The organism is Mycolicibacterium hippocampi (assembly GCF_010723735.1).
Lineage (GTDB): Bacteria > Actinomycetota > Actinomycetes > Mycobacteriales > Mycobacteriaceae > Mycobacterium > Mycobacterium hippocampi.
Genome location: NZ_BLLB01000002.1, coordinates 358882 through 372092, shown reverse-complemented (window position 1 = coordinate 372092; position 13211 = coordinate 358882). Strand labels below are relative to the sequence as shown.

10 protein-coding genes are annotated in these 13211 nt (G+C 66.9%); 8 read left to right on the top strand and 2 right to left on the bottom strand.

Features of this window, described 5'->3' with window-relative positions; all coding sequences use genetic code 11:
- Positions 1-43 precede the first annotated feature (43 nt).
- The 3 genes from G6N53_RS02720 to G6N53_RS02710 all read left to right on the top strand — a co-directional run bounded on the left by G6N53_RS02720 (position 44) and on the right by G6N53_RS02710 (position 3505).
- Positions 44-1231, top strand: a complete 1188-nt coding sequence (locus G6N53_RS02720) for an alpha/beta hydrolase family protein (protein ID WP_163895372.1) — start codon at positions 44-46, stop codon at positions 1229-1231.
- 72 nt (positions 1232-1303) lie between these two features.
- Positions 1304-2293 carry a bile salt hydrolase gene (locus tag G6N53_RS02715; RefSeq protein WP_163886884.1) on the top strand — a complete coding sequence of 330 codons (990 nt, stop codon included), beginning with the start codon at positions 1304-1306 and terminating at the stop codon, positions 2291-2293.
- A 72-nt stretch (positions 2294-2365) separates the two neighbouring features.
- Entirely contained in the window at positions 2366-3505 is a 1140-nt protein-coding gene (locus G6N53_RS02710) for a transporter substrate-binding domain-containing protein (RefSeq protein ID WP_237166347.1), read from the top strand.
- A gap of 29 nt (positions 3506-3534) precedes the next feature.
- On the opposite strand, the gene G6N53_RS02705 is transcribed toward G6N53_RS02710, so the two are convergent.
- Both G6N53_RS02705 and G6N53_RS02700 read right to left on the bottom strand, forming a co-directional pair.
- Positions 3535-5151, bottom strand: coding sequence for an N-acetylmuramoyl-L-alanine amidase (locus G6N53_RS02705; RefSeq protein ID WP_163886882.1), 1617 nt, complete (start codon positions 5149-5151; stop codon positions 3535-3537).
- Positions 5152-5311: 160 nt separating this feature from the next.
- On the bottom strand, positions 5312-6262 hold the full coding sequence (locus G6N53_RS02700) for a hypothetical protein (protein ID WP_163886879.1): 951 nt from the start codon (positions 6260-6262) through the stop codon (positions 5312-5314).
- A 196-nt stretch (positions 6263-6458) separates the two neighbouring features.
- Between G6N53_RS02700 and glf the strand changes: the two genes are divergently transcribed.
- The 5 genes from glf to aftB are packed head-to-tail and all read left to right on the top strand — an operon-like array spanning position 6459 to position 13104.
- On the top strand, positions 6459-7703 hold the full coding sequence (gene glf, locus G6N53_RS02695) for a UDP-galactopyranose mutase (protein ID WP_163886878.1): 1245 nt from the start codon (positions 6459-6461) through the stop codon (positions 7701-7703).
- A 12-nt stretch (positions 7704-7715) separates the two neighbouring features.
- Complete coding sequence (locus G6N53_RS02690) at positions 7716-9662, top strand: glycosyltransferase (RefSeq protein ID WP_163886876.1); 1947 nt, start codon at positions 7716-7718, stop codon at positions 9660-9662.
- Complete coding sequence (locus G6N53_RS02685; protein WP_237166345.1) at positions 9652-10185, top strand: phosphatase PAP2 family protein; 534 nt, start codon at positions 9652-9654, stop codon at positions 10183-10185. Before G6N53_RS02690 ends, G6N53_RS02685 begins: the two co-directional genes overlap by 11 nt.
- Entirely contained in the window at positions 10182-11117 is a 936-nt protein-coding gene (locus G6N53_RS02680; RefSeq protein ID WP_163886874.1) for a decaprenyl-phosphate phosphoribosyltransferase, read from the top strand. The genes G6N53_RS02685 and G6N53_RS02680 overlap by 4 nt, the downstream gene beginning before the upstream one ends.
- The gene (aftB, locus tag G6N53_RS02675; protein ID WP_371870794.1) at positions 11095-13104 is read left to right on the top strand and encodes a terminal beta-(1->2)-arabinofuranosyltransferase; all 2010 of its coding nucleotides are present in this window, start codon (positions 11095-11097) and stop codon (positions 13102-13104) included. The genes G6N53_RS02680 and aftB overlap by 23 nt, the downstream gene beginning before the upstream one ends.
- The last annotated feature ends 107 nt before the right edge of the window (positions 13105-13211 follow it).

The window sequence follows — 13211 nt, the reverse complement described above, 5'->3', positions numbered from 1 at the left end:
CTCGGCTATCTTGTCTGGCGTGATGCGGATCGGATTGGTGAGAATGGTGCTCACGGTGGCGATGGCAACGGTTGGTGCTGTCGCGCTTGTCGTCGGGATTGCCCCGCCCGCGGTGGCCGCTGATCCCGACTGGTCGACCCTGGACGTCCGCTTCTATGAGGCGCCTGTCCCCCCTGAAGGTGGGGTGCTGATCGCCCAGGCCCCGTTGAATCCTGAACTGTCGGTGACCGGCGCGGGTGCGGCGTACCGAATCCTCTATTCCACGCGCAACCAGCATGACCAGCCCGCAGTCAGCACCGCTGTGGTGTTCACCCCGAAGAGTGCGCCCCCGCAGAGTGGTTGGCCCGTGATCGCCTGGGCGCACGGCACAGTCGGTCTCGGGAACGACTGCACACCTTCGGCGCGGCCGCGAAGCGCCCGCGACAACGAGTACCTCAGTCATTGGCTGGACCAGGGATATGCGGTCGTCGGTACCGACTATGTGGGGCTGGGCACTCCAGGGTTGATGAGCTATCTCAACAGCGTGTCCACCGCGCGTGCGGTAGTCGACTCGGTGATCGCCGCGCACCAGATGGGACTTCCGCTGTCCCCGCAGTGGGCCATTGTCGGGCAGTCTCAGGGAGGAGGCGCCGCTGTCAACAGCGCGCGCTGGGCCACAGAGTTCAGTGCAGGCAGTGGACTGGACTACCGCGGCGTGGTGGCTACCGGCACCCCGGCCAACATCGAAAGCGTCGTCAAGCTCGGTGGGCCCGACCTCCAACTGCCCGCAGAGCTCGGACCAGCTGCCAACAGCTACACCGCCTACATTCTGGCCGGTTTCCGTGAGGCGCGTCCCGACCTCGACGTCAACAGTGTGCTCACCTTGGAAGGTGTCGAAGCCGTCGACAAGGCCCAGACCATGTGCAAGCCCCAGTTGGATGAGGAGTTGTCCGGCATGACGCCGACGCGATTCTTCAGCGAGCCGCTGGCCTCTTTGCCCGGTGTGGCTGAAGCGCTCGACGACTACATGGGTACACCCGTGACCGGCTATGACCGACCGATATTCCTGGGCGCCGGCCTGTTGGACCGTGACGTGCCGGCCAAGTCGTCGCTGGTGCTCTATGACCAGTTGCAGGCCCACAACCAGGACGTGGTGCTCAAAATCTACCCCGACGAGGATCACAGTGGCACCGTGCTGGCGTCCCTGCCGGATACCACACCGTTTGTGGCTGCGCTGTTCACAAACGGCTAGGACACTCGACTTGGCATGTCGACCGCCAGGCGAGCCTTTCGTCACCACCGAAACGCAGAAGAAGGATGAATCATGTGTACGCGGGCGCTTTGGACCACGTCCGACGGACCGGTGCTTGTTGGCCGCAACATGGACTACCACCGAGACACCGCCACCAATCTGTGGGTTCTCCCGCGCGGAATCACCCGCCACGATGGGGTAGGCGGTTCGTTGAGCTGGACCGCCAGGTACGGCAGCCTCGTTGCCGGGGCTTACGATCTGATGTCGGTGGATGGCCTCAACGAGTCCGGGTTGGCCGGTCATGTTCTGTGGCTGACCGAATCTGACTACGGCACCTATGACCCGTCACGGCCAGCACTGAGTATGGCCGTGTGGTTGCAGTATTTCCTCGACAATTTCGCTACGGTCGCCGAAGCCGCCGCCTGGATCACCGAGACCAACGTTCAGGTCGTGCCGCTGGCTGATCCCGGTACCGGTGAGGTCCCGGCGGTGCACCTCGCGCTTGACGATTCGACCGGTGACTCCGCGATCATCGAGTACCTCAACGGCGTGCCAACTGTCTGGCACGACCGTAGCTACCGTGTCATGACCAATTCCCCTCCTTTTGGAGAGCAGCTCGATCTACTCGCGCGAATCGAAGGTTTCGGCGGCACAGGAGTATTGCCCGGTACGACGATGGCGCCCGACCGATTTGCCCGAGCCTGCTATTACGTGAGTCGACTCCCGCAGCCCAGCGATCAGACAGCCGCGATCGCTGGGATGCTCAGCGTGATCCGGAACGCAGCTCAACCATTTCGAATTCCTGACCCGGGTAAACCCGAAGCGTCACAGACAATTTGGCAAATCGTCGCAGATCTGACCAACCGCCGCTATGTGTTCGCGTCGACGACCAGGCCCAACATCGTGTGGGCCGACCTCGGCCAATTGGACTTCGACGTCAATGCGCCGGCGCGCAAACTCGAGTTGACCGCCGACACCGCGCTCGAAGGAGGTCTCGTCGGCAACGTGACCGCCAAGTTCGTCGCGAGCGATCCGTTGCCGTTCCTGACGCTTTCGCCGTAGACGGGTCTCGATCCCCGCGCACGCCCGGTAGGGTGCCAGAGCACATGAACAGACGCTAAGGATTGGGTGCTGGTGGGATTACGGTGCTATGCGCTGGCCGCGGTGATCGCTCTGCTCGTCCTGCTGGGCGCGTCACCGGCAGGCGTTCCCCAGGCGGCTGCTCAGCCGCAAACCGACACACAGTCGGTCACCGTGGCGGTGCACCCTCTCGAGCCGTTTGTGATGCAGACCAGCAGCGGTGAGCTGACGGGGTTCAGCATCGACCTGTGGGACGAAGTCGCTGACCGGCTCGGCTGGACCACCGAGTACATCGACACCGGGGACGTGCGAGGACAATTGGCGGCTGTCGCCGAGGGTCGGGCTGACGTGGCGGTCGGAGGAATCTCTCTGACCGCTGAGCGGGAGCAGTCCTTCGACTTCTCCCATCCCACAGCCGACGCCGGCCTCCAAATCATGGTTCCCGTGCAGCACACCCGGCCCTCGGTGCCCGGGCTCGGCGGCTACCTCGACCTACTTCTCTCCAGGACCATGCTGATCTGGCTCAGCGCCGCCGTGGTGGTCAGCGTATTTCCCGCGCACATCTTCTGGCTCATCGAGCGCCGCAGCACCAATCCCGTCGTGTCGCGGTCCTACATCCCGGGCATCGTCCAGTCGTTCGGCTGGGGTATCGGATCGCTGGTGGGCAAGAACAGCACCACGGCAACAAGAGCTTTCACCCAGGCGCTGGCGATCCTCTGGGGCTTCGCCGGCATCGTCTTCGTCGCGTTCTACTCTGCCAACCTCAGTGCCACCCTGACCGTGGCGAAGCTGGATGCCAAGATCAGCGGCCCGGCCGACCTGTACGAGAAGTCGATCGCCACCGTCGGCGACACCACGTCGGCCGCGTTCCTGCGCGGGATGGGTATCGATGCCACCGAGACCGAAACCATCGAGGAGTCCTATCAACTGCTGCGCGAAGAGGGCTACGACGCGGTGGTCTTCGATGCGCCTGTGCTGCGTTACTACGTCGCCCACCGCGGTGAAGGAGTCGCAGTCATGGCCGGGCCGGTGTTCCAAGAAGAAGATCAAGGCTTCGTGTTCGACGTCAACAGCCCACTTCGCAAGCCGACCAACCAGACACTGTTCCGAATGCGCGAAGACGGAACCTACAACCTCATCAAAGAGAAGTGGTTCGGCGACGACGTGGCCACCACTGCCGGTGACCTGAACTGACTCTGCGGGCCGGTGGCTGTGAAGCCGGGTCAGACGGGGTTGCTGGGCGGCGTGAACCGCTCCAGCTGTATCGGCGCCAGGTCGGCCGGGGGCGGCGGTAGCTCGACGGGGACGCCGTCGATGACGCGGATCACCCGGCCGTTCTCCCGGTCGAAGTTGAGCGTGCCGTGCTGGAAGTTCTGCACGATCCACAGCGGTGCGGCGATCTCGGCGCTGGTCGGCAGGCCCAACGCGCCCCGCTCGAACCCGAGCGCACCCCACGCCTTGTAGAGCTCGCCGGTGACGGGTTCGGCTCCACTCTCGGGAGACCAGTACATTGCCCCGCGTTCGAACCTCACGTACCGCGCCGAGCCCTCGCCGGCGGATTCGGGTGACGTCGGGCGACCCAGGTAGCTGTTCATGCCGCCCAGCGCTTCCCACTTGGCGTGGATCGCGCCGCCGCGCAGCATCTCGGCCAGCTGGTCGGGACCCGGCGGATCGTTGAACCGCGCCGCGCTGTCGCGGATCTGTCCCATCAGCGCGTAGGCCGCGTTGCCCGGGCACTCGGTGTTGCCGACGTCGCGGTGGGTGAAGATCGCCGGCAACGTCGGTGAGGCGCCGAAGGGGAACTTGGTGAACGCGCCGCCCTCGGACGGCAGCACCACGGCGCCCAGCGGGTCGACACCGGCCTGGCCGAGAACCCAACCCAGGAGCCGTGCGGTGGTGCGCAGCTGAATCGGTGTCGGCGGCACCACCTCGAAGTTGCCGAGCATCGCGACCCCCCACGTGTTGTGGTTGAAGCCGCCGGTGTGTGCGCCCTCGACGGGGCGGGTCATGCCGCCCGCGCGGCCTTCGAAGACCTGCCCGTACTTGTCCACCATCGCGTTGTAGGCGATGTCGCACCAGCCAAGGGTGCGGGTGTGGTACTCGTAGATCGACCGGACGATCCCGGCCGAATCTCCCGGCAGGTAGTCGTTGCTGCCCGCCGTGTGGTGCACGACCCCGGCCTGGAGCCTGCTGTCGTACCGCGGATCTCCGCAACGCATCGCTTCGTCGGCGCCCCACTGGGTGCGGTTGATGATGTTCGGCGGTTGGCCCGGCGGAGTGGCGGCGTTCGGCAGCGGCAGCAGGTCGGCCGGCGTCTCGGGAGGACTGATGAGGACCGCGTTGAGGTTCTGTCCGAACGGTTGTTCCACATTGGCCGGGACGTAGCCCAGGGGCGGCCGGTCGTCGTCGCCCGGCGGTGCGGGTGCGGTGGCCGGGGCGTCGGCCGGGCGGGTGACGGCGATCTGCACGGTGGTGGTTCGGCCGACGAACACGGCTTCGGTGCCGCGGGGGCCGGGCAGGTCGGCACCGACGCCGCCGAGTTGTTCGGCTTCGTACCACGGACCCCAGGTGCCGTCCGGCTTCTCGGCGCGCACCCGGGCGGTGGTGCCGGTCAGGTCCTCTGCGGTCAGCGCGACCATCGAGAACGGGGTCTCCTGGTGGATCTCGCGAATCGTCTCGCCGCCGCCGAGATCGGTCAGCGGTTGCTGCGCCACCTCGGGCGCGGCGACCTGCGGCGTCGGGTCGTCACCGGGCGCGCCGGAGATCGCCCAGGGCAGCAGCACCACTGTCGCCGCGAGCGCGGTGAACAGTATCGATGGCGCGGGACGACGACACGGCACGGGCTGATGTTACGTATGTGCCAGTTGTTACTTGTGTTGCGACACGGCCGTTCGGGGACTCAATCCGAAGAAAGTGTGCACGCACCTGCAACGGCACCGCAGAGCATGGGGTGCTTCTGCGGTGCCGTTCGGTGGCAGGACTACTGGACTGCCGCGATTCTCACGCGCCAGGCTCGAGCGGTGCTTCTGCTGCCAGTGCTTCCTCGGCGCCGACGGTGCCGGCCGCGGTCTCGATGGGCGCGGCGGCTGCCGCGGGAGCGCCTGGGGGTTTGGCCGCCGACATGATCGCGGGCATCAGGACGCCCTTGAGCAGGTCGATCGCCTCACCGGCGCCCAACTGGTTGGCGGCGCTGGTCAGATCGCCGAGCAGGCCCCCGCTGCTGGAGGCCGCCGGCATGGCGAGCGACGGATCCCCCATGACCGGGTAGCCGCCCAGCGCCGGATCCAGGCCGATCGGAGCCGAGATCGGGATCTCCCCGGTCGCGGGCAGGCCGGAGGTGGAGATCGGGGCCGCCCCCAGGGCGGGGTCGGTCAGGGCCGGCGGGGTGCTCAGGCCCGGTGTCGTCAGTGCGGGGTCGGTCAGCGAGGGTGTGGTCTGACCGTCGGGGGTGACACCGGGCACGGTGAGGCCGGGGGAGGCCAGTGCGGGGTCGGTCAGCGACGGTGTCGTCAGGCCCGGTGTCGTCGAATCCGGTGTCGTCAGGCCCGGAGTCGTCGAGCCCGGAGTCGTCAGGGTGGGGCTGGTGAGCGCCGGGTTGGCGAGGCCGGGGTCGGTCAGTGACGGAGCTCCGGTCAGGCCCGGCATCAGGCCGGTGGTCCCCAGCCCGGGACTCAGCGTGGTGGATGCCGTCGGCGCCGACCCGGTGAGCAGGCCCGTCGGCAACGGCGGCAGGTTGATGCCGAATTGTGAGAGGCCCTGTGAGAGCGCGGTCATCAGCTCGCCGGGTAGATCTGTGATGGTGGCGGCCTGGACGAACTCGCGGTGTTCCGGCGCCCGCTCGGGCGCTGCGGACATTTCGGTTACGGCAACAACTGCAACTGGACTTGCGACTGCCAGAGCGGCGACTGTGCTCAAGGCTGTCGAGAGCCGGCGTCGACGTCGGTTCGGCACGGAAGTCTCCTCAATACATGGACGTAGAAAATCGGCTGCCTGAATCGGCTACCTGTGCGTGATTCTTCGTACGCCGTCGATGTTACTGATGTGACTACTGGGACTAGAGTGACGATGCGGAATCGTGAGCTAATTGCGACCTGCCCGGCTCGGCCAAGTCGGGACTGCCGACGGTGGTCGGATACCCTTGCTGCCGATGATCTCTCCTGATCCCCGCGCCGTCGAGCTCCCGCCCAGCGAGGACTTCGATCTCTTTGTCGTCGGTTCCGGGTTCTTCGGTCTGACGATCGCCGAGCGCGCCGCGACGCAGCTGGGCAAGCGCGTCCTCGTCGTCGACAGGCGCCCCCACATCGGTGGCAACGCCTACTCCGAGCCCGAACCGGAGACCGGCATCGAGGTGCACCGCTACGGGGCGCACCTGTTCCACACGAGCAACCAGCGGGTGTGGGACTACGTCAGGCAGTTCACCGAGTTCACCGGCTATCAGCACCGGGTGTTCGCGCTGCACGACGGGCAGGCCTACCAGTTCCCGATGGGTCTGGGCCTTGTCAGCCAGTTCTTCGGCCGGTACTTCACCCCCGACCAGGCACGGGCGCTGATCAGGGAGCAGGCCAGCGAGATCGACTCCGCCGACGCGCAGAACCTCGAGGAGAAGGCGATCTCGCTGATCGGCCGGCCGCTGTACGAGGCGTTCGTCAAGGGCTACACCGCCAAACAATGGCAGACCGACCCCTCTGATCTGCCGGCGTCGGTCATCAACCGGTTGCCGGTGCGCTACACCTTCGACAACCGCTACTTCAACGACACCTACGAGGGCCTGCCCGTCGACGGCTACACGGCCTGGTTGCAGAACATGGCCGCCGACGACCGTATCGAAGTCCGGCTCGACACCGACTGGTTCGACGTCCGTGACACGTTGCGCAGTTCGAACCCGGGGGCTCCCGTTGTTTACACCGGTCCGCTGGACCGCTACTTCGACTACGTCGACGGCCGGCTGGGCTGGCGCACGCTGGATTTCGAGCTCGAAGTGCTGCGCGACTGCGGGGATTTCCAGGGCACGCCGGTGATGAACTACAACGACATCGACGTGCCCTACACCCGGATCCACGAGTTCCGTCATTTCCACCCCGAACGGTCGTACCCGGCCGACAAGACCGTCATCATGCGGGAGTTCTCCCGGTTCGCGGCCGACGACGACGAGCCGTACTACCCGATCAACACCGACGCGGACCGTGCGGTGCTGGGTGCCTACCGTGAGCGGGCACGGGCCGAGACCGCCTCATCGAAGGTGCTCTTCGGTGGCCGCCTCGGCACCTACCAATATCTGGACATGCACATGGCCATCGCCAGCGCGCTGAACATGTACGACAACACCCTCGCGCCCCACCTGCGCGACGGCGCGCCGTTGGTCGACTCCGAAACAGAAAGCAACACCCCATGAAAAGAGGCACCGTTGAGTGACATCCCGTCCGGCGCGCTCGAGGCCGGACAGTCAAGGGCTGTCAGCCTGCTGGCCCGCGTCATCCTGCCGCGACCCGGCGAGCCGCTCGACGTCCGAAAGCTCTACATCGAGGAGTCGGTCACCAACGCGCGGCGCGCTCATCCGCCGACGCGCACCGAACTGGAGATCGGTGCCGAGTCCGAGGTGTCCTTCGCGACGTACTTCAACGCGTTCCCGGCCAGCTACTGGCGCCGTTGGTCGACGCTGGACTCGGTCGTGCTGCGGGTCGAGCTGACCGGAAGCGGCCGCGTCGACGTCTACCGCACCAAGGCCACCGGCGCCCGCATCACCGTCAGCGGCGACTCGTTCGCCAGCGGTGACGCAGACACCGCGGTGGTGGAGTTCGAGATCGGGCTCGACCCGTTCGAGGACGGCGGGTGGATCTGGTTCGACATCACCACCAACTCCGCGGTCACGCTGCGCAGCGCCGGCTGGTACGCGCCGATGCCCGCACCGGGACGGGCCGATGTCACGGTCGGCATCCCGACATTCAACCGACCGTCCGACTGTGTCAACGCGCTGGCCGCACTGACGTCGGATCCGCTGGTGGACAAGGTGATCGGTGCGGTCATCGTCTCCGATCAGGGAACCGACAAAGCCCAGGACCACCCGGGCTTCGCCGCCGCGGCGGCGGGGCTGGGTTCCCGGCTGTCGGTGCACCACCAGCCCAACCTCGGCGGCTCGGGCGGCTACAGCCGGGTGATGTACGAGGCGTTGAAGAACACCGACTGCGAGCAGATCCTGTTCATGGACGACGACATCCGGATCGAGCCGGACTCGGTGTTGCGCGCGCTGGCGATGAACAGGTTCGCCAAGTCGCCCACGCTGGTCGGCGGGCACATGCTCAACCTGCAGGAGCCGTCGCACCTGCACGTCATGGGCGAGGTCGTCGACCGGGCGAACTTCATGTGGACCAACGCCCCCAACACCGAATACGACCACGACTTCGCCAAGTATCCGTTGGTCGACGAGGAGGACCGCAGCAAGCTGCTGCACCGCCGGATCGACGTGGACTACAACGGCTGGTGGATGTGCATGATCCCGCGGCAGGTGGCCGAGGAACTGGGCCAGCCGTTGCCGCTGTTCATCAAGTGGGACGACGCCGAGTACGGGCTGCGCGCAGCTGAGCACGGCTACGGCACGGTCACCCTCCCGGGGGCGGCAATCTGGCACATGGCGTGGAGCGACAAGGACGACGCGATCGACTGGCAGGCGTATTTCCACCTGCGCAACCGACTGGCCGTGGCCGCCCTGCACTGGGACGGCGGCGTCGGCGGCCTTCTCGCCTCGTCGATCAAGGCCACACTGAAACATCTTCTGTGCCTTGAGTATTCGACAGTCGCGATTCAGAACCGGGCGATGGCCGACTTCCTGGCCGGTCCCGAGCACATCTTCTCCATCCTGGAGTCCGCGCTGCCGGATGTACGGGCGATGCGCAGCGGGTACCCCGATGCCGTCGTGCTGCCGGGAGCCACCGCACTTCCGGCTCCGTCGGACAAGCGCCGCAAGAAGGTGAAGATCCCGACCTCGAAGCCGGCCATCGCACTTCGGCTGCTTCGCGGCGTGGCGCATCAGCTCACCGAGCACGATCCGGCCCATCACCAGCGGCCCCAGCTCAACGTCGCCACCCAGGACGCCCGCTGGTTTCTGCTCTGCAGGGTCGACGGTGTCACCGTGACGACCGCGGACGGCCGTGGGGTGGTCTTCCGGCAGCGAGACCGCGAGAAGATGATCGAGTTGCTGCGGACATCGTTGCGCCAGCACCTGCTGTTGGCGCGCAAGTTCAACCGGATGCGCAGGGTGTACCGCGACGCCCTGCCGATGTTGACGAGCAAACAACGCTGGGAGACCGTGCTGAACTCCGGACAGCAGGGGGTCGTGGCATCCCGTGATCGCTGATCCAGTCGTACCGCCCACGGGCGAGGACCTCGCACTGGTGGCCGTGCAGTCGGCGGTTGCAGGCCGGCCCGGCGTACTGGCCGCCGCCCGCGGTCTTTCGCACTTCGGGGAACACAGCCTGGGCTGGCTCGGCGTGGCCGCCCTCGGCGCGCTGGTGAGTCCGGGCCGCCGCCGGGAGTTCCTGGCCGCGGGTGCGGGCGCATTCCTGGCGCACGCCAGTGCCGTGGTCGTCAAACGGATCGTCCGCCGCGAACGTCCGCACCACCCGGCGATCGCGGTCAACGTCGGCACCCCGAGCAGACTGAGCTTTCCGTCCGCACATGCCACCTCGACAACCGCGGCATCGATGCTGCTGGCCCGTCCCACCCGGCTCCCATTGCCCGCCTTGCTGATCCCGCCGATGGCGCTGTCCCGCTTGGTCCTCGGTGTGCACTACCCCAGCGACGTCCTCGCCGGCGTCGCGGTAGGGGCGGCGGTGGCGAAGGTGGTGGGCACGGTGGAAGAAAGGGGTCGGCGACAATGAGCGCATCCCAGCTCGGCCAGGAGACAGGTTCGGCCGCAGGTCCCCCGAAGAGCCTGGCCGCGGGAATAGTCAAGGCGCTTCGGCCCCGTCAGTGGGTGAAGAACGTCCTTGTCTTCGCCGCCCCGGTGGCCGCGCTGGGTGACGACCGCTACGCGTACGACTACCGCGAAGTGCTGGTCAAGGTGCTGTTGGCGTTCGTCGTCTTCAGCTTGGCCGCGTCGTGTGTGTACCTGATCAACGACGCCCGTGATGTCGACGCAGACCGGGCACATCCGACCAAGAGGTTCCGGCCGATCGCCGCAGGGGTGGTGCCCGAGTGGCTGGCCTACACGCTGGCGGCGGTGCTGGGTGCTGCGTCGCTGGCGATCTCGTGGTTGGTGACACCGGATCTGGCGCTGGTGATGGCCATCTACATCGGCATCCAGCTGGCCTATTGCTTCGGCCTCAAGCACCAGCCCGTCATCGACATCTGCATCGTGTCCTCGGGCTTCCTCATCCGGGCGATCGCCGGCGGCGTCGCGGCGGATGTCCCCCTGTCGCAGTGGTTCCTGTTGATGATGGCGTTCGGCTCGCTGTTCATGGCGGCCGGGAAGCGCTACGCCGAACTGCAGTTGGCCGAGCGGACCGGCGCCAAGATCCGTAAATCGCTGGAGAGCTACACCAGTTCCTATCTGCGCTTCGTGTGGACGCTGTCGGCGACGTCTCTGGTGCTGTGTTACGGGCTGTGGGCGTTCGAGCGCGACGCGACGGGAGACACCTCCTGGTTCGTGGTCTCGATGGTCCCGTTCACGGTCGCGATCCTGCGGTACGCCGTCGACGTCGACGGCGGGATGGCAGGCGAGCCGGAGGAGATCGCGCTCAAGGACCGAGTGCTTCAGGTGTTGGCGCTGGCCTGGATCGGAACCATCGGTGGCGCAATCTTCCTCAGCTGATCCGCTGACCGCAGCGATGGCGGGCCGGTTGACCCGCTGGCCGGCCTATCCTTACGACGTCTCGGTCCGCATCAGTCTCTGGGTCAGCGTGACGGTGGTGGCCGCGCTGTTCGGCTGGGGCGCCTGGCAGCGCCGGTGGATCGCCGACGACGGGCTGATCGTGCTGCGCACCGTGCGAAACCTGTTGGCGGGCAACGGTCCCGTCTTCAACGCCGGGGAGCGGGTGGAGGCCAACACCTCGACGGTGTGGTCGTATCTGATGTACGCGGGTGGGCTGGTCTCCGGGCCGGCGCGGCTGGAGTACGTGGCGCTGACGCTGGCGCTGGTGTTCAGCGTGCTCGGGATGGTACTGGTCATGCTGGGCACCGCCAGGTTGTATGCGCCGAGCCTACGGGGGCGGCGCGCACTGCTGCTACCGGCGGGCGCACTGGTCTACATCGCGGTGCCGCCGGCCCGTGACTTCGCCACCTCCGGGCTCGAGAACGGTTTGGTGCTGGCCTATCTGGGGCTGCTGTGGTGGATGATGGTCTGCTGGTCGCAGGCACTGCGCGGGCTTCAGGCCTCACGGACCTCACAGACCTCACAGACCTCGCCCGTGTTCGACGGTTCGCTGGCGTTCGTGGCCGGGCTCAGCGTGCTGGTGCGTCCCGAACTCGCTCTCATCGGCGGCGTCGCACTGATCATGATGCTGATCGCGGCACCCGACTGGCGGCGACGCGCGCTGATCGTCGCCGCGGGCGGGCTGCTACCGGTGGCCTATCAGATCTTCCGGATGGGGTACTACGGGCTGCTGGTCCCCGGCACCGCGGTGGCCAAGGACGCCACCGGGGCGAAGTGGCAGCAGGGTTTCGTCTACCTCGCCAACTTCAACCAGCCCTACCTGTTGTGGGCGCCCGCGGTGCTGCTGGTGGGGCTGGCGTTGATGGTGATGCTGCTGCGCGGCCGGCCGTCGTGGGTGAACCGCCGGGCGCCTGCGGGCGCCCGCTGGCTGGCGCGCACGGTGCAGACCCCACAGGCGGTGGTGATCTTCATGGTGGTCAGCGGACTCCTGCAGGCGGTCTACTGGATCCGCCAAGGCGGCGACTTCATGCATGGCCGGGTGCTGCTGACACCGTTGTTCTGCCTGTTGGCGCCCGTCGCCGTGATTCCGTTGATGCTGCCCGACCGCTCGCGGATGGCCCGCGGGGCGGGCTATCTGTATGCCGGCGCCACCAGCGTGCTCTGGCTGGCGGTTGCGGGGTGGGCGCTGTGGGCGGCCAACTCGCCGGGCATGGGAGCCGACGCCACCCGGGTGACCTATACCGGAATCGTCGACGAGCGTCGCTTCTACGCGCAGGCGACCGGCAACCCGCACCCGTTGACCGCCGCGGACTACCTCGACTACCCACGGATGCGCGCCGTGCTGACCGCGATCGAGAACACCCCCGACGGCGCACTGCTGCTGCCCGCCGGCAGCTACGACACCTGGGATGTGGTGCCGGCGATACCGCCACCGCCGGACGCTCCACCGGAGTCGGCGGATCAAACCGGGCCCCACACCGTGTTCTTCACCAATCTCGGCATGCTGGGGATGAATGTCGGTCTCGACGTCCGGGTGATCGATCAGATCGGTCTGGCGAACCCGCTGGCGGCGCGCACCGCCCGTATCGAGGACGGCCGGATCGGTCACGACAAGAACCTGTTCCCCGATTGGGCTGTCGCCGAGGGTCCTTTCCTCAAGGAGCCGCCGTACATCCCGGTTTATCTCGACGAGGACTGGATCAGGCAGGCCGAAGCGGCGCTGAAGTGCCCCGACACCGAGGCCGCCCTGGCCGCGATCCGCGCCCCGATGGGGCCGAGGCGATTCCTGTCGAACCTGCTCAACGCCGCGGAGTTGACGTCGTACCGCATCGACAGGGTGCCGCGCTACGAGCTTGCGAGGTGCGGTATTCCGATACCGGAGCCGGTGAATCCGCCCTACACCGGGCTGCCCGCAACAGGTCCGTGAACGGAGGGCGATTTGCTGGCAGAGCAGGTTTTCTGCTTTCGTAACGCGACAGCCATGTCGGTCGGATAAGGCATGTGAGGGCACCGTGAGCGGCTTCGCGGTGAGGA

Coding starts and splice junctions, on each gene's coding strand:
- G6N53_RS02720 (WP_163895372.1), top strand. CDS start 44: ATGGTGCTCACGGTGGCGATGGCAACGGTTGGTGCTGTCGCGCTTGTC.
- G6N53_RS02715 (WP_163886884.1), top strand. CDS start 1,304: ATGTGTACGCGGGCGCTTTGGACCACGTCCGACGGACCGGTGCTTGTT.
- glf (WP_163886878.1), top strand. CDS start 6,459: ATGATCTCTCCTGATCCCCGCGCCGTCGAGCTCCCGCCCAGCGAGGAC.
- G6N53_RS02680 (WP_163886874.1), top strand. CDS start 10,182: ATGAGCGCATCCCAGCTCGGCCAGGAGACAGGTTCGGCCGCAGGTCCC.